Genomic DNA, 23,221 nt, shown 5'->3' on the forward strand with positions numbered 1-23,221 from the left:
CTTCATTATTTAATAACCTTTTATTTCACAAGAAAAACATCCCTTAATTCCCTCTTCAACACTTTCCCTAAAGCGTTTTTCGGTAATTCGTCCATAAATACAACTTCTGGTATTTTATAGCTTGCTAGTTTTTCTTTACAATGCTGAATAATCTCTTCTTCTGTTAAAGACGTTTGAATGTCCTTTACAATGTAAGCTGTTGGGACCTCCCCCCAAAAGTCATTTGGAATCCCAACTACTGCAACTTCTAAAACGCCATTTATTTCATGAATTACATCTTCTACTTGATCTGGATATACGTTGTCACCACCGCGTACGATAACGTCTTTATATCTTCCCATAATATGTAGAAATCCATCATCATCTATCATACCGGCATCACCCATGTTAAACCAATTATCTTTTACTACCTTCTTTGTTGCCTCTTCATTATTCCAATATCCTTTAAACATGTACGGGCTTTTCACATGAATTTCTCCAACTTCATTTGTTGTTAGCTCATCACCTGTTTCTGGATGAACAATTTTCAGCTCTACATGTTTCAAAGTTTTCCCTACAGAAGACATTTTTTCTTTTCCCATATTTGGATGCCAAGAAGTTACTACCCAACCTTCTGTACTCCCATAACCTTGCACCATATAAATGCCTTTTTCCATATATTTTTGAATGAGTGTTTCTGGCACTTTTGTACCACCACTTTGCGCTACTTTAAAGGCCGAAATGTTGCGCTCTTTATTATCTAATTCATCAAGCATGTAACTATAAACAGCTGGGAACGCAAGCATTGTAGTGATTTTCTCTTCTTCAATCTTATCCCAAATAAGAGTAGGATTCGAATCAGCTAAAAAGACCATCGTAACGCCATGATAAATACAATTTAAAATAGAAAGCACACCACTCATATGAAACAATGGGTGCACTGATAAAAAGCGTTCACCTGCTGGAATTTCTCTTTGCCCCGCAATTTCAGTAAAATAATGGTGTAAGTTTTTATGACCAATTACACATGCTTTTGCCTGTCCAGTCGTTCCTGAAGTAAATAAGTAAATGGCATCATCATCTTCATGAACTTCCACATTCGGCTCTGTTATTGGCTGTTCCTTTAATTTTAATTCAAATAAGCCAAACCCTTCTTTTGTCGTCTCAATTACATAAGGAATTTCTTTAACTCCATTAATCTTTAATACAACTTCACTAAATTCATCATCAATAACTAATACTTTTAATCCCGCTTCTTTTACAATCGATTCTAATTCATAAGCAGTAAGCTGATGATTAAGCGGAATAAATACCGCTCCAATTTTTAAGCTTGCCATCATAACGCTTGGAAACGGATGATTATTTTTGCATAGAATTCCTATACGATCCCCTCTTTTCACACCGGTATGTAACAAATAATGTGCAAGCTGATTTACTCGTTCATTATACTGCTGAAACGAATACCTTTTCTCTCCACCGATAAGCGCTTCCAAATTTGGTGACTGCATTGCTCTTTTTTGTAATAATTGTCGCATCGTTCTCAAGTAAAACTCCCCTTTATATATGTTAGGATTTTATTTTACCAGATTAACTATTAATTTACTAAAGATTAAACTTAGTGAATTTAAATGAAGTGAATCTTTAGTCGATGTGAGGTGTTCATCCCGACTGATTATTAGTCCACACCTTACGGGCGGTTAATGCGGGATAAACAAAAATAGCCATCTACTTAACAAGTAAATGGCTATTTCTCCTTATATATTAGAAAACTCCTTATTCATCACATATTTCACATACTCAGGTGCACTTTTGTCAATCTCTTCATCACTGATTTCATATTCCGCACCATATAAATAAAATGATGGTATAAATTCCATTCCTGTATATAAGCTCGTAGCGTGGAATGGTTTCGTTAATTCATACATTGTAATTCCGCTATTTTTATAGTCTTTTTCTAACCCACCTATAGAAATAGCTACACCAAATTCTTTCCCCTTCACTTTATCCCCTTTTGATCCGTAGGCAAATCCATATGTTAATACATCATCGAACCATTTTTTTAATAATGGTGGTGAGCTATACCAGTAGAGTGGAAATTGGAATATATATCGGTCGTGCTCTACTAACAGCTTTTGTTCTTCTTCAATATTAAATTCCCAATTTGGTGCCACTTTATATAATTCATGCACCGTTATTTCATCTGGATATTTCTCAAGTTCTTCTACCCATCTTTTATTAATTCGAGACTTTTCAATATCAGGATGTGCTACAATTACAAGTGTTTTCATATATTTTCTTCCCCCTTATAAATAATTCAAACGCTTTAGTATTAGTATGAATGAGTCACATATAATTGAAAAGTACGTACTTTAAAGTGCTATAGGAACCTTAAGGTACCTTTGGAGGTGTTATATGAATCAAAATGATAATTGCCCAATCGCAACGACACTCGACGTGATCGGTGGAAAATGGAAAATTCATATTTTATGTGTTTTGGCGGATGGAAAAATGCGAACAAATGAAATAAAACGAGAAATTCCAAACATTACACAAAAAGTTCTCACACAGCAACTTCGGCAACTTGAGGCTGATGGGATTATCCATCGTACTGTATATCAAGAAGTACCACCAAAGGTTGAGTACACAATAAGCGAACATGGAAAATCTTTAATGCAAATTATGGATGAACTATTTGAATGGGGAAAAGACCATCAGATCAAAAGATTACATGACTAAAAAAACTACCAAATTCTTTACATACTAGTGGGAATGGCACATCACTATCAAGCTAACAAAAAGACCCTAATAAGAAAACTTTCATTTTTATAATCCATTTAAACTTTAGCTTGATAGTGATACGGCAAGACCCTAATAAAGAAATGTATTAAACAAATTAAAAACAACAACACATACGACTAATGTTAATAAGAAAATTATAGTCGCTGAATTGCTTACTTAATTTTGAAATCTAAACAGTTACCCTTTAAGCCAAGCTTAATAATATCGCTTTTGTACGATTATCTGTTACTTCATAATAAATTTCTAACCCTTTCCGAGTACCTGTAACGACCTTTGTAGCTTTTAGTTTAGATAAATGTTGACTAATTGTACTTTGAGGCATTTGTAATGTTTCATACATTGTCGTTACGTTAATAGGACCTTTTGCAAGCATTATTTTTACTAATGATAAACGGACAGGATGTGCTAATACCTTCAATACTTCAGTGATTTCTTCATACATTTCTTTCATATTTTTTCTCCCCTTTTATATAAACATTAATGATATCCATATATATAATTCGAAAGGATATACGATTTTATGTCCGTCATTTTAAAAAAATGTTAAAAAATATCTTCAGATAGAAGGAATCTCCCCTCCGTTCAATATTCTATAGATTTTTCTTTCACTAAATATTATGTGGTAGGAGCTTTCCTTACTGAGACCCTCTGCCATTGTTCTCTTGCTGATGTCCATTATTCCCTTGGGACCCTCTACCGTTGTTCTCTTGCTGATTCCCATTATTTCCTTGGGACCCTCTGCCGTTGTTCCCTTGCTGATTCCCATTATTCCCTTGCGATTCTCTTCCGTTGTTCCCTTGACCATTCCCATTATTCCCTTGCGATTCTCTTCCGTTGTTACCTTGCCCATTGCCATTATTCCCTTGCGATTCTCTTCCGTTGTTCCCTTGACCATTTCCATTATTCCCTTGCGATTCTCTTCCGTTGTTCCCTTGCTGATGCCCATTATTCCCTTGGGACCCTCTTCCGTTGTTTCCTTGCCCATTTCCATTATTTCCTTGTGACTCTCTTCCGTGGTTTCCTTGCCCATTTCCATTATTTCCTTGTGACCCTCTGCCGTTGTTTCCTTGCCCATTTCCATTATTTCCTTGTGACCCTCTGCCGTTGTTTCTTTGCCCATTTCCATTATTTCCTTGTGATCCTCTTCCGTTGTTCTCTTGCTGATTCCCATTATTTTCTTTTATTTGCTTCGGTTGTTGTTCATTAGATTGCTTTTGTTCTATATGCTCTTTCTTCTCGTTGCTTTCTTCTTTTACAGGAGATGCGTCCGATGATGCATCAGAAGATGACTTTTGTTGTTCTTGATTAGACGGAGGTGCAGGTGGAGTAAGCGATTTTTGCTTCTCATTCTCTTGTTTTATATAAACGCCCGTTCCAACCCCTGCTTTCTTGGCATCCTCCCGCATTTGCATCGTACTGCTTTGATATTCAACTGTAATATGTTTTATCTCATACTCTTTCTTTAATTCCTGCATAACCTTTTCCAACTGTGGTTCTAGCGACTTGTCCTTTGCAACAGCTGTTAGCATAACTTGCTTATCATTCGTTAAGTACTTATCCTCTTGACTCTGCTTTATAATAGTGCGTATCACATCTTGCAGATGCTTATTTTCCCACCCTTTCATTTCTTTTAAAATACGCCTTCCGTCATCATTACAAGCCCGCAAATCTATAACACGAAGATCTTCCGTTACGCTCGCCTCTAAACTTGGATTTATATCAACTGAGACATAAGCAAACACTTTTTCTTCTGGTTGATTGTAAAAAAACAGCAATACGCATAGAAAACCAGCAACAATTACTGTTGTAGGCTTTAAGAAAGGTGGCATTGAAAAACGTGGTGCTCTTTGCTCTTGTTCGTTAAACGAGATTTCCTCTCCAATCATGTAAGAGTGTACTTTTCTTTTAAACGTAATAAACTCTCCATTTGGAGTTAAAACAACTACGTTATGTTTCTTTATATCCATCACAATTCCTTTATTCATCATGCTTCTCCCCTCTTATATAATCCAGAATATATGTATAGTTGTTTGCAAAGATAATACACATCGCAATAATGTATTTTCGATGTCGCTCCAACGTTTTACGACTTACCCTAACACGTGGTTCAATATGTTTAAGGGGTAATTTTTTCTTTCGGAACAGCTCTTCCATCATTTTCTCGTCTTTTATAATAATCTTTACAATTTCTATTAAGTGCTCACGCGTATCACGATGCTTAGGGGATTCCTTAGCAAGCTCTGAAAATGTGATTTTAAACTCAGCTAGTACACTTTGAAAATGAAGAATTTCCTCCTTACGGTTACTATTTTCCATCTCTTTCATATACTCCGTAAGCGACACTTGCATTTCTAACATTTCCTCTTGCTTATCTTCTTTTAAAAAGACAAGATTATGCTTAGACTCCTTGCGTATATAGTCAATTACATCTCTTTTTATAAGAAGATCAGCAAACGCTAGAAAAGATTTTCCTTTTTTATATGAATACTGTTCAATTGCTTCGTTAAATGCAAATAACCCAATGCTATATTCATCATCCTGCTCTGTAATGTACCTGCGGCAGACAGACGATATTGATTTTCTAATAAACGGCTGATACTGTACGATAAAAGCTTCCTTATCTCCACCGTTGTTTTGTATGTTAAATACGATATCTTCTATTTTCGTTTTTTTTAAGATTTTCATTACTAAACTCAACACTAGTAATCTCCCTGCCTCCTTCTGCTTCAAATAGCAAAATGGTCACTAAACAAGTGACCATTTAACCACATTTTCTTAGTACTTTTCTTTGGGCTTGTCTACTTGCTATTGCTCATATTTTTCGAGGCCGATTTTTTATATGACTATTTTTTCCACTTGTACTAAAGTGAAGTCTGTATTTTGTATTACTTTCTTGTTTTCTTTTGCAATACCACTTGTTCTTCTTGCTCTTTTCTATTTTAGCTGCAATCTTTGAATAACTCTTCGCTATATTTTTGGTAATTTTAGCTTTTTCTTCTACTGTTTTCTTCTACTTATATATATTCGAAGGAACAAATAATTTTATGGGGGTCAAAAAAATATTTTTTATAAAATAGTTATTTTTTCAAAAATAAAAACCATCAATTGGAAGAAACTCGTTATAACTCCTCCTTATGGTAATTCCTTTGTAAACCTCTTTATTTAAATGTATAATTGCATTAAAAGTCTAAAATTTCAGAATATTAGGGCATCGTCATGAAAAGTTTGGTACGTTAATAATCTCTACCGTCATTTCAGCAGGCTTAGTGTATTATAATATCGATTCCTTTTATAATAAATTTACATCCGGGAATACATATTACTGGGTAAACGGTATCCTAGCTGCTGGATTCCTTATATCCTTAATTATCAACATAAAAGATATCATCAAGGAAAACTACACAACTTCTGAATCAAATTAAGGAGCCTATTATGGTTCCTTTTTCTATGCAAAATAAAAAAGCAGCTGTTAAGCTACTTTGAATTCTTCTTATCCCCAAATGAAATGATATATATATTCTCCCGTTACACGTTCATTAATTCCAGCGATCCTAGCGAATCTCATTAAGTCCGCCCCTTGAAGAAAATACACCGAGATCGTAACTGGTACTTGTGACCACATGAATTGATAAAGCTCATTCACTCTCTGATTCGTCGAAACGATTAAATCATTTACAGGTCCATGATTCCATGCAGAGGTTTGAACTGAAGTGAACGGAAGGTCTTTCCCATTAACCACTATTCTTACCACACTTTGAGTTATGTCCATAACAATCCCCTCCACCATTACAGAATTTAGACCTGTTTCTATACTCATATTCTTGATTAATAATAAATGTTTAAGGCAAACCCCTATTTTCATTTCTACTCAAGAACAATTTATTTGATAAAATAAAAAAGCAGCGCATTCGCTACTTTAAAATCTACATACTTCCCTTTTCTTTTGCTCTCTCATAAAGAACCGTGCGGCTTACACCTGTAACTTCACATATCTTCTTTACTGTAAACTTGTTTTCCTTTCGGTTTGCAAGCAGATCTAAAGCATGTTCCATATTAGGATTATCATCATCGTACTTCTTAGGGCGCCCTTTATAAACACCACGCTCTTTAGCTAGTTCAATACCTTCTCGTTGCCGCATTCGAATTAGGTCACGTTCTAACTGATTAACACCAGCCATTACAGTGAGTAGGAAAGTGCTGTATGGATTATCGCTTGTAGTATCAAGCCAATTGTCTTTTAACGACTTAATAGAAGCGCCTTTTTCTTTAATTGTTTCTATGATACATTTCATTCGCTAGATTGATAAGCATTTCAAATGCCATCCCACGGTTTCCGAGTCCCATTGTTATTCCTCTCTTTCTATTAAAAGGATTATTTTGTTAAAAAATTGATTCTAATTTATAACCTCTATCTTTTTCTTTTATTTCCCATTAAAATTGAGTAAAACTATTTTGATAACATAGGAGAAAGCTATGAAACATAACCTCAATCTATGGTCCTTTATATGCTCTTTGATTTGCGTTGGACTATTCCGTTTATATTTTGAAATTCCACTTGAATTATTCAAATTTTTCACGGATTCATTACACATTCACCCTTTATTTATATTACTAGTTTTAACAATAGGAACTTTTTTTGCTGGCATTATAGGATTTTCTAAGATGAATAATTGGATTGCGATGCTTAGGAGTGTAGCAACAGTCTTACTAACATTGTTATTATCAGTGTTTTTAACACTAACTTTGATTGTGGGTTATGCATTAAGTTAAACGTAGTTTTTTATGAGTAAAACTCAATATTCCGTCAATAATATAGATGACATTAGATTTTTCTCCTTGTTCCCCCTTGGAGATGAGATTCTTTAGAATGATTCTTCTTTATTTCTCAATATAAGGAGCCTTGGATTTTCATTAAAACTCCTGTAGTATATGAACAAAGAGTAAGGTAAGAGTTACTCTTTGCCATTTTAGGAAAGGTTCTGTTGGAAACAACAAGACCTTTTTTCGTAAAGAGATGGTTTTGTTTAATTTCTCACCACTAACCACAAAAATATCTTATAATCGTTATATACTAAATTAAAATAAAAGATTAGGAGTAGATCAAATGCCAGTTACACTAGAACTTATTCTTTTCATTCTTCTAGCAATTAGCGCTATTGGCTATTTAGTAAAAGAATTTCAAAAAACTAGGAAAAGAACACTTGGAATTTCACTAGAATTCTTGGTTCTTTTCTGGTCAATATGGAGAATATCGACTATCATAATCTGATTTGTAAAACATGAATTCCTTCGAATAAAAATCAATATTATGTCCATAATGTTGATAGGCTGTATGCCAAAATCCATTTGGTTTTCTCTGTATCTCCTTGTATTGAGCAGTTAGTTTTTGCTAGCTGCTCTTTTATTTATGAAAAAAGATAAAATTTTTTATAATGATTCTTCTTTATTTCTCAATATAAGGAGCCTTGGATTTTCATTAAAACTCCTGTAGTATATAAACAAAGAGTAAGGTAAGAGTTACTCTTTGCCATTTTAGGAAAGGTTCTGTTGGAAACAGCGGAACCTTTTTTTCGTGATTTAAAGGTACTAAGACAAAATGAAATATTTACCATGAAGGTAATTGTTAAATATTTTACGCTTATACAGTATAATGGGATAGTTATTGTGTATTGGCATTAAGAGGAGCGTCCTGATTAAGCGCTTCTCTTTTTTTATAAAATAGCTCCAAATTACTTGGACACATTTACCAGTTTATTCAACACAAATATCATGTTAAAATCCCTTTTGAATACGACATAACTCAACTTGGCGAAGCCCTGTAATATTTCCTATAGGGCTTCTTTTTTTACAAGCAGTTATTTCATTACGCTGACTACCTTGTTGTGCAAAATAACAATTTTGTTCACTTTTTTGATACATTTATAAAACATTCATATGTTATCTTCAGTAAGTTCTATTTCCTTTATAATATTGTGTGAAGTATACCAACGAACGAAGCCTAAAAAACTCTAATGAAGTGATGAAAAAAACCTAATTTCTCTACAAAACATTGAGAAATTAGGCTTTTTAATAGAAAAAGTAGCATTCATAAATAATGAATACAGTTTAACTCTTCAATTCTATTTTCACAGATTCATATATTCTTCTAAAGTCAATTTTTCCTTATATATATTTTCAGCAATATCTCCTACATAGCGAATATGCCAAGGTTCATATGCATAACCCGTAATACTTTCCTTCCCCTTAGGATAACGAATGATAAACCCTGCACGATGCGCGTTTTCTTTCAGCCATTTTCCTTCCTTCGTATTCGCAAAGGATAGCTCTAGTTCATTGTTCGCACTTTTAGAAGAAACATCCATCGTTAACCCTGTTTGATGTTCGCTATGCCCTGGCTTTGCAGAGAAGCGATCCGTATGCTCTTGCCCTTTCTTTTTAACATTGTTGGCATACAGACCTTTTTGATACCCATAGGAACGAAATCCTGAAACAGCATTCAACTGGATCCCATCTTGCTTAGCTAAAAGGAATAGTTTTTCTAACGCTTCCGCTGCTTCTTTACGAAGATGACTCTTTTCTACCGTTCCACTAAATGAGAACGGTACATTTGGTACAACTAAATCCTCTGGCATATAGTCTTCGGGTAAACCATATTCCTTATTTACTACAGCCTGTATACTAGCAAAGGAACTTGCTATTTTATTTGAAGTCCCATTTTGCTTACTATTTTTTTCTTTATTTATGGAGTTTTCACTAGTTTCATGGTTTGTCTTATATGGTTCTTTACCAATAGATATATTGGTGTAAATGATAAAGATACCTAACATTACTACTATACAAGTTAAGGTTCCTACTAATTTAAGTCTCATCATTCATTTCCTTCCTGCAACTCCTACTGTTACTCATTCATCATACTTCAACCATATCAAATCCATATTAATTCCCTGTGAACTTTTCTTCATAACGTATTCCTTAATAGATTGATAGTATATCTTCCCTTTCTTTTGGCACCCTTAAAATATCAGCTCTATTCATACATGTAGAAAAACAATCTAAAAATTTGTATAATAAGATAAGAAGTGCAGCATTCTATTATAGAAAGGTCTTGGTATAATGCTAGGTATTGATGTCAAAAAAACAAAAGAAGAGTTAATTATTTCATGGCAATTTGCGGAGGTCACGATTCCATTACGTGATGTGATTGAGGTTACCGAAGATGCTACCTATGCGGGTGTTGAAGAACCAAGTGCAATCCGTATCGGAACAGCATATGGGACAACTGATCGTATATTAATTAGAACTGTAAAACAAAATTATGTATTATTTACTACGAATAAAGTGTCGATTTTAAACGCAATTCACGCGTAACAATGAGTAGATAAACGCGCTTAAACAAAGTTCAAGTGAAATAAAAAGGTGCAAAGTCATAGAATTGACTTCGCACCTTTTTCTATATTTGTGAGGGTAGCATGTAATTGGTGCCGCAGAAATTGGGATGCAAAATTGCATCTTTAATTCAGATATATTAATAATAAAGATGAACTGCTCAACATTTTTCTTTTAAGTTAGTATTTCAAACCCTAGCTACCTAAAGAACTCAAGTAAACGTATCTTAAATCCTTTTAAGTGGCACAAAAAGCGTCTATGTAGGCGCTTTTTGTATAAGAAAACACCTTATATGCATAAGGTGTTTTCTTATTTCATCTATCTAGAACTTCTCTATTTGAACTGTAAAATGTGGCTTGAATTTTACTTCGATTGTTTTGTTTTCTACGCCGCCTTGGACATATAATGAGTCATTACGGGTATAGATTCGTTTCGCCGAATGTATCTTGGTTTCAAATATGCGTTTATTTTTGTAATACAATTTTAATTCAACAGTTTCCTCGTAATAACACATAATCATTACTAATTCAAATCCTAATTTATCTATTTTATTATATCTATATGCACCTGCACCAGGAATAAAATAATCTTCTGGTTCACTCTCGAATATTTCTAATAATTCGTATTCATCATATTGAATATTCATTTTAACAACTCCTTTTGTGAATGGGCTTAATCTACTTTATTTATAATATTCACGATTTATTAGGTACAACGGAAACAACATCGCCATTATCATTCAATACGACTCTAACATCTTTCCCATCGTATTACCATAGACCAGGTTTATTTCCTGGTTTTTTAGTAGCATGCTTAATTGTTTCTTCTACTACGCTTGGTGTTACACCTCGCGGATCAACTTTTTTTAATTCCTCCATATATTCTTTTGATCCGAATGTGTAACCATTCCTTTCAGCTCTTTCACGTGCACGCTTCGTAAGTTCTGCCCGAACCTGAATTGTATCAGGTGCCATTCTTTCAAGAGCATGTTCAGTATACTTACGCCCATCAATGACCCTCCGCCTCTTGGCATACTCCATCCACTCTCTTCAGTTACCTTTGATACTTTTCCTAAATCCTTCGCTTTTTGTTCTAACTCACCATATTTACCGAATACACGTCCAATAACTTTAGGAGCCCCACCAAAAACAGTAGAAAAGGTTCCCCATACATAGTCATTTTTGTCATACTCTCTATCAGTGAAATATTCTTTGCCGTTAATGAGTTGTAGCCCTTGTTTGATTTGCCCAATAACTGGCATGAAATCAAGTGACATCGATCCAAGTTCATTTGTACGCTTCTGTTCTGCCAAAAACTCTTCCATTTTTTCAGGTGGTACACCAAAATCTTTGAGGCGAGTAGATAAACCATCCATGTTTCCAACATTTTTAGCTATATTAGACGTATCTATTTTATAGCCTGAAATCTTATTAGCAGAGTCCATAATGTTATTGGCAGCATCTAATCCAGACATGATATCTGTATGCAAGGTTGGGAATGCTTGTTGAGCTTCTACAACATGCGTTGAGACACTATTAATTAGTCCATCAGCCATTACTGCTTGTTTATGAAGTGATGCCCCAGCTTTTTGTATGGTAGAAAACTTGGCTTGGAGCAACGGACTTGTAAACAGTGTGGCCATGTCATTCAAAGTAAAGCTAAACTACGTCTAGGTCTCTGCCCTAGCTGTTACGAACACCAAGTAATTATGAATCAATTAAATGTAGAATTTAAGAATTTTAAATCCACATGTATTATGGAAATGTACGCCGATTATGTAGATTCAAAAAGATGGATTTCATTAAGTGATGCAACGAAATTAACGATTAAACACCGAGCAGCTGCTGACTGTTTTGCTGTCCTGGAATTATTACAACAACTCAAAAATAAGCAAATAGATTAAAATACTGTAACTAGGACTAAATTATTAACATAAAAATAAGCACATCTTGTAAAAAAACAGATGTGCTTATTTTTTAATTTTTATGCATTTTTACGTTTTAGGAAAATCACTCCACCAACAATTAACAATAATGCACCTGCAGCCATAGAGATCCAGCTTGTAAGGTCAGCACCTGTTTGGGGTAACCATCCAATTTTAGATTGAATTTCTTTCTTAGGTTGTGGTTGCTCTTTTACTTGCTCTTTAGGTTGCTCTGATGTTGGAGTATTTTTATCTTGATTCGGCTGTTCTGGTTTAGGTTGTTCCGGTTTTACCTCTTTAAATTTCACCGTTTGACCCTTATCTTCGATGTCAACATGAATAGCAACCAAGACATTATCTTGATACAATTCTTCAAACACTACCACTTCTTTACCTTGTAATGCAGATGCATTAAATGTGAAATCGAGTGTGATAGAACCATTTTTTTCTTTTGCAGTAAACTTAGATTCTACTGTTACTTCTTTATCATCAACTAATAATGGTTTTTTTGTTGCTTTATCCATTAGTTTGCCTTTTACAACGTACTCTTTACCCACGATTAAGTCTTTGTATTCCACTTTATCTTGGATTGTTACAGATTTAGAAGCGTCTAACTCTTTAGAACCATCAGCTTTGTTTGTAGCTGTTGTTTTAATGGAAGGCTCTACAAATCGAACTGTTTGACCTACATCGTTAATGTCAGCGTGAGTTGCAATTACTTGACCTTCATGCAATAAGTCTTCAAACACAACTACTTCTCTTCCTTGCTGTTCAGCACCAACGAAAGTAAAGTCTAATGTTACAAAACCATTCTTTTCTTTTGCAATGAACTTAGTCTCTGCTGTTATTTCTTTACCATCAATTAATAATGGTTTGTTAATAGCTTTGTTCATTAATTTACCTTTTACAGTGTACTCTTTACCAACAACTAAGTTAGTATACTCTACTTTATCTTGAATAGTGATAGAATCCTTTGAATGAATCTCTTTTCCACCATCAGCTTTGTTTGTAGCAGTTGTTTTTACTGATGGCTTAACGAACTTAACTGTTTGACCTTTATCATTGATATCAGCATGTGTAGTAACAACTTTTCCGTCTTTCAGTAACTCTTCGAATACTACTACTTCTTTTTCTTCTAAACCAGTTGCATCAAAAGTGAAATCTAGTGTAATAGAACCGTTTGCTTCTTTTGGTGTAAACTTAGTTTCAGCAGTTACTTCTTTACCATTTACAACTAATGGTTTATTAGTCTCTTTATCCATTAATTTACCTTTTAAAGTGTACTCTTTACCTACTTGTAAGTCTTTGTATTCCACTTTATCTTGGATTGTTACAGACTTAGAAGTGTGCATTTCTTTTGTACCATCGGTTTTATCAGTAGCTGTTGTTTTTACTGATGGAATCTTTTCATCTTTGACAATATGTTTAATGATTTGACCATTCTCTTTGATCTCAAAAGAGAATATTTCTTCATTCAATACATAACCTTTTGGTGCAACAGTTTCTTTATATGTGTATTTTCCAAATGGTAACTTTTCAAACTTCGCGATACCTTTATCGTCTGTTTTCCCTTTAACTACTTCTTTTCCTGCTTCATTATAAATAGTAAACTCTGCATTCGGAAGCTTATTGTTTCCATCAGCTACATCAACTTTTGTAATTTCTAGATCACCTTTGATAAGATGATTAACTGCTAATAGCTCAATAATTTTTCCGTGTTCCTTTATTTCGAACACAATTGGTTCTGTAATAAGAACGTAACCATTTGGAGAAGCCTTTTCTACAAATGAATATTTACCATACGCTAAATCTTTGACGTTAACTTCACCATTTTTATCTGTCTTATATTCCCCAATTACTTTCCCGCTTGCATCTTTTAGCTCGAATACTGCACCTTCTAATTTTTTACTGATATCTTCATTATCTACTTTTAGTAATTTCACACTACCTTTCACTTCTGTATTTTCCACTGTAAAAGTAAGTGTTTTATTGTGCTCTTTAATTTCAAAAGGATACTTTGTTTTATTTCCAATATATCCATTAGGTGTTTTTGTCTCTAAGAAATAATATTTACCATACGTAAGACCATCAACATTTGCAATTCCATTTTCTTTTGTTACTACTTTTTTCACTTCTTTTCCATCTTCAGTAAAGAGCGTGAATTCAACATTAGGTAACATCTTACCTGAATCACTAAGTTTTTTTATTTCGATGTTACCTTTTACTTTGTTGTTTACTACTTGAACAGCTCCTATTTCCCCTGTCTTAACTTCAATAGTTTGTGGTTTATCACCTGAAACATAACCTGTTGGTGCTTTAATTTCTTTTACTGTGTAGGTACCAATTGGTAGGTTATTTAATTCTGCAGTACCATCAGCACCCGTCGTGATTTTTCCAACTGATTCATTATTTGCATTAAAGACTTCAAATACTGCACCAGCTAATATTTCTCCATTTTCCCCAACCTTTTTAATTTTTAAAGAACCAGCAGCTTCCCAATTTACTGCAAGGTCACTACTAAGCTTTTCCTCATTTCTTTCTAGTAGCACTGTAGCATTCTGAACAGTATCAGTACCGCGATAAGCAATTGCTTGAACTTTAGTTACATTTGCAGCAACACTTAGATTAAATTCACCCGTTTTTGTATCTTTAGGAATTTGGATACGGAATTTTTCCCCAAGTGAAAGCTGATCTTTCACTTCTCCATTTTCACTAACAATTTTAACTCCATTAGGTGCATTTTTCGCTACTACTTTATAAGAACCACTCTTAGCATTTGTTTGTACTGTGTATAGGTTTGTTTCAAAAAACTCACCCTTTAATTCTGCCTTTTGCTTTTCAGCAGGAATCACATTCATAAAAATATCTTGAGTATCTTCACTTGTATTTGCAGCATTAATAATTGTCTTAGCCGCTTTTTCAACATTTTTATTTTCATGCTTTAATTCATTTACATCAAGTTGACCTAATGCATTCCAAACCGCAAGCTGAGTTGCATAATGTGCTTCATTCTTATTAGCTACTCCCAGTTGTTCTATACTTTTTTGTGGGAAACCATTTAATAGAACCCTATATACTACATTATCTGTTTTCCCCATTTCAGGAAGATCTTCACCATTTGGTGATTTTAAGCCAAGAGTTAAACAATAAGCAATTTGACCGCTTGAATTTTTAATAATTTCAGTTCGAATGTACTTACCTAAACTGTTACTATAACTCCAGTTCATTGAATACTTTTCATGCGTCATAACCTCCGCATTTGCCTTCGGTAGAAACACATTAAAGAATAATGCTAGTACTGATAATAATGCAAAAACTCTTTTAACAACTCTTCTCCCCAATTTTAAAACCTCCCTAGATAAAATGAACCCGATGTATTATTCAAATATTTAAAATAATCACAACGAAGATATTTCATATTATAAGACATAAAGTTACAAATATTATATTATTTTTACAAATTATTTATTTTCTCAACATTCACTATAAATTATAATATTAAAACATTTAATTTCACAAAAGTAACAATATTAGGATACCTTAACAAAATAAGAAACTTGGTAAAATACTAGAATAACGGTAGTTGGAGTACGGAAACGATTCTTCGCATGAAGGACCACTACAAAGATATTTTCAGATTGAATATATGTATTAATAATGAAATTTTATTGCATTTACACCTGCAATGTTTATATAAAAGATAGTAAATTATGTTTTTATAGGATTTTTTCTATTAGTTTACTAGAAATTTGCATTATTATGTGACAATAAATATCATTGTATTTAATATAAAATGATATAAAAAAAGGGGTACGTAGGTAATTATCGGAACTTTCAATCGATTAATTATACTAAAATTAGTATTAAGAATATTAGGATAAAAGTAACAACGTTATTACTAAGTTCGAATATTGGTCTAAGTACCCTAGCACCTCAATGGTAACCTCTTGAATACTTTTACTTTTTTAAATAAATTAAAATAACAAAAAAATAATAATTTTTAATTTTTTCTTTGTAATTTAATAAGTTGCATGTTAATATGGCGAAGGTTATAAAATGGATTTCGCCATACATAATGTTTTTTCGGAATATTCACTCCAGAGAAACGTAACTATTTCAGTAATTTGCTTCATCTTTTACCTATACAAGGGCTACTTTCAATTTTTTTGTTCATAAGTAAAAGTAACTTTTTATTCTATCTTCCTCATCGATTTTAATATAAATGGTAAAAAAGCACTTTTTCAAGTGCCCTTCCTTTTCTTTTTTAAAGCTAGAAAATCTAATAAAATCAAACACCTAGATTAAACACATACATAATCCTACTTACAAACTCTCAGAGAGGTATAAACTATGGGAATTCCTACACTATTATTAAATACATTTATTATTATTATTTGTATCCTTAGTTACCAAGTATTTTGGCTAGAACATAAAGAAAAAATGGCATGTAATAATATATTAATTTCTGTACTTTCCTCCATTGCAATTATTTTTTGTATGACTTTTCCTTTTCATTTACACGCTGGGTTCATTTATGATTTACGTTTCATTCCCATTATATTAGTTTTTCTATATGGAAATACAAAGAGCATTATTTGTATTGGAGTTTTATATCTTTCTTATAGATTTTACTTAGGTGGAAGCGGAGTCTTCCCATCATTTATTATCTTTACTGTTATTTCTGTTATTACAATCATGTTTCGTTACTTGTCACCTACTTATTTCAAGGAAAAGAAGATATTATTAAGTATTCTACTTATTTTGATATGTACAACTTCCCTTTCTATCTGCGGTATTGTAACGCAAATAAATACAGGTGGTAAAATTGACTCTACTCTCATTGAATTTTTATTCAATTATATAATCATAAATATTTTCACAGTATTATTATCAGTTTATTTAATAGAAGGAATGATCGAGAAATATAAAATAAAAGAAAGAATGCAAAGAGCAGAAAAATTTTATATAGCTAGCGAACTAGCTGCATCGATCGCGCATGAAATTCATAATCCACTGACCACGGTACGTGGATTCACTCAATTACTAAATGAAGATGAGAGTGCTAAGATGTCTCAAGATAAGTACTTAGAAATTATGTTACTTGAAATGCAGCAAATACAATCTACTATTAATAACTATTTATCTTTAACCAAACCACAAAACATTATAAAAGAGGAACTAGATATTAATTACATATTAAATCAAGTGAAAGATAATATTTCACCACTCGCTCTTTCATATAATGTTGAAATAAAACAGCATATTACAACAGATTCCCTTTACATAAATGCTAATACTGAAAAATTAAAAATATGTCTAACCAACATCATACAAAATGGAATTGAGGCTATGAAAAATGGTGGCGTATTACAAATAAATATACAAAAAATAAAAGATAATATTGTAATTGATATTATTGATACAGGAATAGGAATGTCTTCCCAACAAATAAAACGTATTGCCTTGCCATTTTATTCAACAACAGAAAAAGGTACTGGGCTTGGTACTATGATTGCGTACAGTATTATTAAAGAATTACACGGAGATATAGAGATAGAAAGTGAACTAGGAAAAGGAACACACTTTTCTATCACTATCCCCTGCTAATATAATAGAAGATTTATATGGTTATATTATTTTGTAGCTAATATAACCATATAAAAAGAAGATGTAACTATTCGTCCTCTTTTTATATGGTTTTGGTGCAAAAATGTTAGTTAGAAACATAGAGTAGCAATTTCCTTTTCATTTCTATCTTATGAAGCTAAGCCAAACAATTTATGAATAAATTCTTTCTCGCCTTAGACAGACTTGTCCGGTAAAACAAGTGGTTCTGGTGCAAAAATAAAATACAGTAGAATAACGCACATATATTCCTAACGGAATCGTATCAGAAATGGATAAACCCCGTTCTTCTAGCATTTCCACCAAATCACGAAAACTAAGGTTGTACCGTTAACAAGATGATGTCTGGTTGATAATGCTTCCATTTGAATACATTTCCCTTTTCCATACCAATCACGCACTCTTTCTAAAGTAATAGTAACAGTATGTCCAAGATTTATAGATTCATTGCAATTATCCTTAAGTTTTTGCACCAGAACCCTATTTAGGTATGTGACCGATTCGAGGTATGGGGCCATCCTTTAAATTAATTCCATGTATAAGGGTTACAAAGCTAATGTTCACTATAAAACCCGACATAAGATCGATTATGTTGGGTTTTATATAATTGTCTTTATCGAAAATTAAACATTATTTATAGAATTTATAGAATCTAAAGAATTGTCTATAACAGACATTCAAATTACATTTTTTGAAGTGTGGTCCCCGAAACCCCGAATTATTCACGTACCCCTAGCAGATGACAGTACTCCCTCTTACGAGAGTAATCCTGTATCTCTTGCTTTTTGCACGGCTTCTTCCCGATTTTTAACTTCTAGCTTGTCATAAAGAGTAGAAGCATAATTTCTAACTGTGCCATTTGATAAGTAAAGTTTCGAAGCAATTGTTTTATAACGGATTCCTTGAGACAAAAGATTCAAAACCTCTAACTCGCGTTTCGTTAAGCCATACTCTTTTCCATCTGACTTCAATTCGACTGACTCTTCCTCATCATTTCCATCCCACATCTTATGGAACAAATCTTGGTCAATCATCGTGCCTCCCCGATAGATGAGGCGAATCGATTCAGCTAGTTCACGAGAATCTATGGATTTCAGCAAATAACCGTCAGCCCCATTTCGTATGATTTCCTTCGCCCTTTTGGTATCCTGAAACGTTGAAAGAATGAGGACACGAATGTCTGGCCATTTCCCCTTAATTATTTTGGTCGCACGAATCCCATTCAGATTGGACATCTCTAAATCCATTAATACTAAATCTGGTTTTAGTCTTTCACACAATTCTACAGCCTGTTCTCCATCTTCAGCCATTCCCACTACTTGCAAGCCATCCTGTCCATCCAAAATTGTATGAAGACTTTCTCGAATAAAAGAATGATCATCGACGATACACAAGCGGATTGGTTCATTGGACAATTGTACAAGTCTCGGTAACACACATGAAATTAACGTCCCTTCTCCTTTTTTGGAGTAAACAATAACTCTCCCTTGTAACTGACTCACGCGCTCTTTCATCGCAGTTAATCCGAAGCCATCCTTCCATTCCTCTACCCCGCAGCCATTATCCTGCATATCCAATCTTATCTGTTGCGGCTCAAAATGAAGTGACACAATGATTTCGGTGGAGTGTCCATGGCGAACCGCATTTGTTAATGATTCCTGTAAGCTCCGATACATTGTCAGTTTTGATTGCTTGGAGACCGTATACTCTTCTCCTATTATTCGAGTACGTACATTTACTTTTGCATGCTTCTCAAATTCCTCTGTCAATTGTTGTAATGTGAGAGTTAAGGCAAGCGATTCTTGTGGTAAGTCCATCTGATGTAGATACATTCTTACTTCTTCCATACTGTTACGGGCCAATTGTAATAATGAGTCGAGCTTTTGCTCTCCTTCTTTAGTCTTTAATTCCGTACGTAATGTTTCCATCCCCATAATAATTGAGGTATAAGAATGCCCCATCGTATCATGTAAATCTTTTGAGATCCTGTCACGTTCCTCCAGTAAAGTAATCCGCTCAACTTGAGATACGTACTGTTCCAATACATGCTTTTGGTTCCGAATCGTTTCACTTTGACGGTAATTGACAACTAGTAAACGAAAGGAAGAACCCACAGCAAAAGCCAGACCGATTTGTAGAATAATCACCCATACATCTATTCCATGGGAAAATATTGCAATGAGCAACGGAAATAAAACAATTGTGATAGAAGCCGACCAACGGTATGATTTATGAGCACTATTTGCTGCAATCATAAAAGTCGGCATTAAAAAAGCAAGGTACGCTGACGGAAATAATAAAGTTAAGTAGAAGCATACTCCGCCAAATAAAATTATCTCAGTAAATAGATAATAGCGATAACTGAACATTAAACAAATCCATGGTATTGAAAATGAAGTGACTTCCCAAAGGATAATGATCCAAAGCGGTATAGTCAAATGGTCTCGGTGTTGGATAGTCGTTACCATCAATGATAGCCAAATGATAAAACGTATACAAAGTAATACCCAATCATACCAGAGCCATAGTTTCAAGGTCTTAAACAAATTATCACCCCTTAATAGCTTTAAACATGGAACGCGTGTACATTCCAATTGTTCGAACTAAGCTGTTTCCAATACAAATACATATCCAGATGAGAATACACCCAACAATCATGACAAAAATAGCCTTCTGCCATGAATTCACAACAATTCCCAATAAGTATAAATCAAAATATTGAAAAAGCAATGGTGTTAAGGTAAATGCAAACGGAGCTACGTACAATATAACGGCACATATAAGGCTAATCACTCCAACAAAAGATTTTTGCATGAGCCAAAAAATAGCTCTCCAATTGCTACTATTAAGAATTGCCTCTCTCGCTTTAATCCATTTATCCCCTTCATTTTTTGTCATTGGCAAGATTGGCTCTATCGATATACCCGTATAAACTTTCGTCTGAATGCGTTCATACTGGACAAACGTGTGAGTTGTTTGCAGCACCCATGCCAACAAAGGAATACCTATGAAGATAACCGTCAGCACCAATGCAAATGTCATACTGACCAAATAAAAGAAAAAGTAAAATAATCCAGATCCAAAGGTAAACAACAAAAAGTAGAAATCTTGCAAGCTTTTTTGAACAGATTCTTTTGTCATTAGATTCTCTCCTCCATTTTCTTTTCTTTGCTAATACCCTATGAGTCGCCCTTCGATTCTAACTTTTCATCTGTCACACACAGTAGTGTCAAAATGTCATAACTTGTAGGTCGTGGGTATAAAACTAGCCGTACTCCGCTCTATTTTTTATGTCATGCATGAATATGACGAAAGGTCACTAGTTACTATGACTTGCTACTTGCTACACTCGGTTCATACACTAACGAGCTGACAACTCGTTGTGCAAACAAGAAATCTTCAATCTCATAAAGGAGTGTACAAAAATGAAAAAAGCAATCAATAAACTGGGGCTCGTCGCAATTCTGCTCACTTCTACAAGCATGATTTCTGCATGTTCCCAACAATCATTAGAAGTTGGAAAATCAAAGTCATCGACACTTGCAACCAATATCAAAATGACGAAAGCACCTAATAACAAAAAAGAAGTAGAATTTTTTGCTGATCCGTTATTCGAAGAAAAAATGAAGAAGTACAATGTGAACGGTTCAAGTTTTGTCGTCGTTCATGATGGAAAGGTCGTCGTCAATAAAGGGTATGGTTATGCAGATAAAGAAAAGAAAATTCCCGTCAATAAGGACACGGTCTTTCAAATCGCTTCAGTCTCGAAAACTTTTACCGCCTTGGCCGTGATGCAACAAGTTGATAGAGGAAAGCTTAAACTAGATCAAGATGTACAACAATATCTCGGTGGATTGAAAATCCCCAATAAAACAGGAAAACCCCTCACCCTGTTTGATATGTTGACCTATACCAGCGGCGTAGACCTGCCCGATATCACCACGCTAATCGGGCCTGAATATGTAAATCAAAATATATCTATTAGGGAATTTCTACCTAAACATATGCCGACAGTGGTACGGCCGCCCGGTGAAGCTTATACGTATGACAACTTTGCATTTTTACTCGCAGGATTTGCAGTGGAGAATGTTACAGGTACATCTTTCTCACGATATATGGAAAAGAATATTTTCAAACCATTAGGCATGAAGTCTACAAGTGTGCGCTTTACGCCTGACCTTCTCAAAAGAATGGCTACACATTACGGTCCCACTGGCGATCCTCATCCAACAAATGGGCACGCTCCAACAGATGGACCACAAGGAAGCATTTTGTCCACCGGGGAAGACATGTCAAAGTACATGATTATGCAGCTACAGAATGGAAAGTTTGAAGGTAAAGAAATCGCAAGTAAAAAAAGCATGGATATGATGCATGCCTACCAAGTTTTCGCAGATAAGACGATTCCCATTGCGACAGTTGGATTTGAAACATATTTCAATGATCTTGCCAACGGTCAACATGTCGTATTAAAGGGCGGGAATATGCCAGGACATTCTTCATTGATGGTTTTGATACCTGAACAAAAAACCGCATTCTTCATGTCTTACAATAATGATTCTATGATGAGTCGAGAAGTGTATGAAGCGTTCATGGACCATTATTTCCCTGCTCCCAAGGCGGAGAAAACAGTATATCTCTCGTTAGAGGAAAAAGAAGCCCAAAAATACTTGGGCATGTACCAAAACACACGTGCGTTTGCGATTCGTACCCACTTTACCTATGAGAATGGAACGTTGGTCATGGAAGATGAAACAGCTGGCAAACAACTCCTTAAAATGATTCACCCTTTGTTGTTTGAGGATCCAGAAGGAAATAAGATTGCTTTCCAAAAAAATGCGGCCGGAGAAATCGCATATTTTTATTACACCAGTCCTAAAGGCCTAGGCATTGTTGCTCAATCTCAGAAAATCAATATCAAACCACCTTTTGCAGACGTCTCGCAAAAGAGTAACTATAGAAGCCATATCGACAATCTTCATGCTTTAAACATCATGGATGCTAAAGCGGATAATCTATTCGATCCGATGGGCACGATGACACAAGGAGAATTTACGGATGCCTTGTTGTTGGCACATGGATGGAACATTTTCCCGGGTCAAGCCGAAGGGATTAAGAAGCAATGTATAGCAGGTATACCAGGATATGACCGCGCGACTCCGATTAGCAGACAAGTTGCAGCAACCATGATTCAAAACTTGAAACAGATTCAACCTGACCAAGCCAATCATGTGAAATTGCTCGACACTGCGGATGCCTGGGCGGTCCAGTCCATTCAATCCCTTGCCTCACAAGGAATCATAGACCCTGATACTACCATCAATGCTGACGGATCTTTTACCTTCCGTCCGAAGGATCTGTTACTGCGTCAAGAAGCGAGCGCCTTGCTCGATTTGGCTTTTGGCTATTATGCACTGCCTATTAAACAGAAGTAAGCATTCATCCAAACATGAATCATGGCAAATGTTTAGGGGGAGTATCCCATCAGCATAAAGATAGAGGGTTCTG

The 23,221-nt window shown here is 34.4% G+C and carries 19 protein-coding genes and 4 pseudogenes; 7 read left to right on the top strand and 16 right to left on the bottom strand.

From position 1 onward, the window contains the following. Positions 1-20: 20 nt before the first annotated feature. Both MR066_RS04240 and MR066_RS04245 read right to left on the bottom strand, forming a co-directional pair. A complete protein-coding gene (locus MR066_RS04240) occupies positions 21-1,523 on the bottom strand; it encodes a class I adenylate-forming enzyme family protein (RefSeq protein WP_242246072.1) in 1,503 nt (500 codons plus the stop codon). A 210-nt stretch (positions 1,524-1,733) separates the two neighbouring features. Next, positions 1,734-2,267, bottom strand: coding sequence for an NAD(P)H-dependent oxidoreductase (locus MR066_RS04245; RefSeq protein ID WP_242246073.1), 534 nt, complete (start codon positions 2,265-2,267; stop codon positions 1,734-1,736). A 124-nt stretch (positions 2,268-2,391) separates the two neighbouring features. Between MR066_RS04245 and MR066_RS04250 the strand changes: the two genes are divergently transcribed. After that, positions 2,392-2,715, top strand: a complete 324-nt coding sequence (locus tag MR066_RS04250) for a winged helix-turn-helix transcriptional regulator (RefSeq protein ID WP_002033301.1) — start codon at positions 2,392-2,394, stop codon at positions 2,713-2,715. Positions 2,716-2,962: 247 nt separating this feature from the next. Here MR066_RS04250 and MR066_RS04255 read toward each other — a convergent pair whose 3' ends face one another. The 3 genes from MR066_RS04255 to sigI form a co-directional block, all read right to left on the bottom strand. Next, positions 2,963-3,229: an ArsR/SmtB family transcription factor gene (locus MR066_RS04255; RefSeq protein ID WP_000661861.1), complete on the bottom strand. Its 267-nt coding sequence runs from the start codon at positions 3,227-3,229 to the stop codon at positions 2,963-2,965. A 184-nt stretch (positions 3,230-3,413) separates the two neighbouring features. Next, the gene (locus MR066_RS04260) at positions 3,414-4,763 is read right to left on the bottom strand and encodes an anti-sigma factor domain-containing protein (RefSeq protein ID WP_277928926.1); all 1,350 of its coding nucleotides are present in this window, start codon (positions 4,761-4,763) and stop codon (positions 3,414-3,416) included. Further along, positions 4,756-5,478 (bottom strand): RNA polymerase sigma factor SigI, encoded by a 723-nt coding sequence (gene sigI / locus MR066_RS04265; RefSeq protein ID WP_002099727.1) that lies wholly within the window; start codon positions 5,476-5,478, stop codon positions 4,756-4,758. Before sigI ends, MR066_RS04260 begins: the two co-directional genes overlap by 8 nt. Before the next feature lie 500 nt (positions 5,479-5,978). Here sigI and MR066_RS04270 point away from each other — a divergent pair, with 500 nt between their 5' ends. Then, positions 5,979-6,200, top strand: a complete 222-nt coding sequence (locus MR066_RS04270) for a hypothetical protein (protein ID WP_396022270.1) — start codon at positions 5,979-5,981, stop codon at positions 6,198-6,200. A 68-nt stretch (positions 6,201-6,268) separates the two neighbouring features. On the opposite strand, the gene MR066_RS04275 is transcribed toward MR066_RS04270, so the two are convergent. The 3 genes and pseudogenes from MR066_RS04275 to MR066_RS04285 all read right to left on the bottom strand — a co-directional run. Further along, the gene (locus tag MR066_RS04275; protein ID WP_033709650.1) at positions 6,269-6,547 is read right to left on the bottom strand and encodes a hypothetical protein; all 279 of its coding nucleotides are present in this window, start codon (positions 6,545-6,547) and stop codon (positions 6,269-6,271) included. Positions 6,548-6,701: 154 nt separating this feature from the next. Then, positions 6,702-7,061 (bottom strand): annotated as a pseudogene (locus MR066_RS04280) (recombinase family protein); the annotation flags it as partial. Then, positions 7,054-7,122: pseudogene (locus MR066_RS04285) on the bottom strand (Holliday junction resolvase RecU); the annotation flags it as partial. The pseudogenes MR066_RS04280 and MR066_RS04285, both read right to left, overlap by 8 nt. Positions 7,123-7,251: 129 nt before the next feature. On the opposite strand from MR066_RS04285, the gene MR066_RS04290 reads away from it, so the two are divergent. Then, a complete protein-coding gene (locus tag MR066_RS04290; RefSeq protein ID WP_002142559.1) occupies positions 7,252-7,548 on the top strand; it encodes a hypothetical protein in 297 nt (98 codons plus the stop codon). Between the two features lie 1,002 nt (positions 7,549-8,550). On the opposite strand, the gene MR066_RS04295 is transcribed toward MR066_RS04290, so the two are convergent. Beyond that, positions 8,551-8,697, bottom strand: coding sequence for a hypothetical protein (locus MR066_RS04295; protein ID WP_216636953.1), 147 nt, complete (start codon positions 8,695-8,697; stop codon positions 8,551-8,553). Positions 8,698-8,903: 206 nt separating this feature from the next. Then, the gene (locus MR066_RS04300) at positions 8,904-9,647 is read right to left on the bottom strand and encodes a M15 family metallopeptidase (protein WP_181777895.1); all 744 of its coding nucleotides are present in this window, start codon (positions 9,645-9,647) and stop codon (positions 8,904-8,906) included. Positions 9,648-9,891: 244 nt separating this feature from the next. On the opposite strand from MR066_RS04300, the gene MR066_RS04305 reads away from it, so the two are divergent. Next, positions 9,892-10,146: a SunI/YnzG family protein gene (locus MR066_RS04305; RefSeq protein WP_002035246.1), complete on the top strand. Its 255-nt coding sequence runs from the start codon at positions 9,892-9,894 to the stop codon at positions 10,144-10,146. Between the two features lie 340 nt (positions 10,147-10,486). Here MR066_RS04305 and MR066_RS04310 read toward each other — a convergent pair whose 3' ends face one another. Continuing rightward, positions 10,487-10,810, bottom strand: a complete 324-nt coding sequence (locus tag MR066_RS04310) for a hypothetical protein (protein ID WP_098636504.1) — start codon at positions 10,808-10,810, stop codon at positions 10,487-10,489. Between the two features lie 219 nt (positions 10,811-11,029). After that, the gene (locus MR066_RS04315) at positions 11,030-11,719 is read right to left on the bottom strand and encodes a hypothetical protein (RefSeq protein ID WP_242246075.1); all 690 of its coding nucleotides are present in this window, start codon (positions 11,717-11,719) and stop codon (positions 11,030-11,032) included. A 39-nt stretch (positions 11,720-11,758) separates the two neighbouring features. Between MR066_RS04315 and MR066_RS04320 the strand changes: the two are divergent. Next, positions 11,759-12,067, top strand: a pseudogene (locus MR066_RS04320) (hypothetical protein); the annotation flags it as partial. Positions 12,068-12,147: 80 nt separating this feature from the next. Here the strand turns inward: MR066_RS04320 and MR066_RS04325 are convergent. Next, positions 12,148-15,429, bottom strand: a complete 3,282-nt coding sequence (locus MR066_RS04325) for a VaFE repeat-containing surface-anchored protein (protein WP_242246076.1) — start codon at positions 15,427-15,429, stop codon at positions 12,148-12,150. Positions 15,430-16,438: 1,009 nt separating this feature from the next. Here MR066_RS04325 and MR066_RS04330 point away from each other — a divergent pair. Beyond that, positions 16,439-17,695, top strand: coding sequence for an ATP-binding protein (locus MR066_RS04330; RefSeq protein WP_242246077.1), 1,257 nt, complete (start codon positions 16,439-16,441; stop codon positions 17,693-17,695). A 279-nt stretch (positions 17,696-17,974) separates the two neighbouring features. Here the strand turns inward: MR066_RS04330 and MR066_RS04335 are convergent. From MR066_RS04335 to MR066_RS04345, 3 genes and pseudogenes are all read right to left on the bottom strand, one after another. After that, positions 17,975-18,101: pseudogene (locus MR066_RS04335) on the bottom strand (IS6 family transposase); the annotation flags it as partial. 367 nt (positions 18,102-18,468) lie between these two features. Next, positions 18,469-20,259 (bottom strand): helix-turn-helix transcriptional regulator, encoded by a 1,791-nt coding sequence (locus MR066_RS04340; RefSeq protein ID WP_242246078.1) that lies wholly within the window; start codon positions 20,257-20,259, stop codon positions 18,469-18,471. A 4-nt stretch (positions 20,260-20,263) separates the two neighbouring features. Next, a complete protein-coding gene (locus MR066_RS04345; RefSeq protein ID WP_016100947.1) occupies positions 20,264-20,854 on the bottom strand; it encodes a sensor domain-containing protein in 591 nt (196 codons plus the stop codon). A 284-nt stretch (positions 20,855-21,138) separates the two neighbouring features. Here MR066_RS04345 and MR066_RS04350 point away from each other — a divergent pair, with 284 nt between their 5' ends. Next, a complete protein-coding gene (locus tag MR066_RS04350; protein ID WP_242246079.1) occupies positions 21,139-23,148 on the top strand; it encodes a serine hydrolase domain-containing protein in 2,010 nt (669 codons plus the stop codon). The last annotated feature ends 73 nt before the right edge of the window (positions 23,149-23,221 follow it).

It is taken from the genome of Bacillus cereus group sp. BfR-BA-01523 (genome assembly GCF_022662615.1).
Classification (GTDB): Bacteria; Bacillota; Bacilli; order Bacillales; family Bacillaceae_G; genus Bacillus_A; species Bacillus_A mycoides.

Coding starts and splice junctions, on each gene's coding strand:
- MR066_RS04300 (WP_181777895.1), bottom strand. CDS start 9,647: ATGAGACTTAAATTAGTAGGAACCTTAACTTGTATAGTAGTAATGTTA.
- MR066_RS04275 (WP_033709650.1), bottom strand. CDS start 6,547: ATGGACATAACTCAAAGTGTGGTAAGAATAGTGGTTAATGGGAAAGAC.
- MR066_RS04350 (WP_242246079.1), top strand. CDS start 21,139: ATGAAAAAAGCAATCAATAAACTGGGGCTCGTCGCAATTCTGCTCACT.
- MR066_RS04295 (WP_216636953.1), bottom strand. CDS start 8,697: ATGTATCAAAAAAGTGAACAAAATTGTTATTTTGCACAACAAGGTAGT.
- MR066_RS04260 (WP_277928926.1), bottom strand. CDS start 4,763: ATGAATAAAGGAATTGTGATGGATATAAAGAAACATAACGTAGTTGTT.
- MR066_RS04315 (WP_242246075.1), bottom strand. CDS start 11,719: ATGGCTGATGGACTAATTAATAGTGTCTCAACGCATGTTGTAGAAGCT.
- MR066_RS04305 (WP_002035246.1), top strand. CDS start 9,892: ATGCTAGGTATTGATGTCAAAAAAACAAAAGAAGAGTTAATTATTTCA.
- MR066_RS04290 (WP_002142559.1), top strand. CDS start 7,252: ATGAAACATAACCTCAATCTATGGTCCTTTATATGCTCTTTGATTTGC.
- MR066_RS04255 (WP_000661861.1), bottom strand. CDS start 3,229: ATGAAAGAAATGTATGAAGAAATCACTGAAGTATTGAAGGTATTAGCA.
- MR066_RS04245 (WP_242246073.1), bottom strand. CDS start 2,267: ATGAAAACACTTGTAATTGTAGCACATCCTGATATTGAAAAGTCTCGA.
- MR066_RS04345 (WP_016100947.1), bottom strand. CDS start 20,854: ATGACAAAAGAATCTGTTCAAAAAAGCTTGCAAGATTTCTACTTTTTG.
- MR066_RS04250 (WP_002033301.1), top strand. CDS start 2,392: ATGAATCAAAATGATAATTGCCCAATCGCAACGACACTCGACGTGATC.
- MR066_RS04310 (WP_098636504.1), bottom strand. CDS start 10,810: ATGAATATTCAATATGATGAATACGAATTATTAGAAATATTCGAGAGT.
- MR066_RS04330 (WP_242246077.1), top strand. CDS start 16,439: ATGGGAATTCCTACACTATTATTAAATACATTTATTATTATTATTTGT.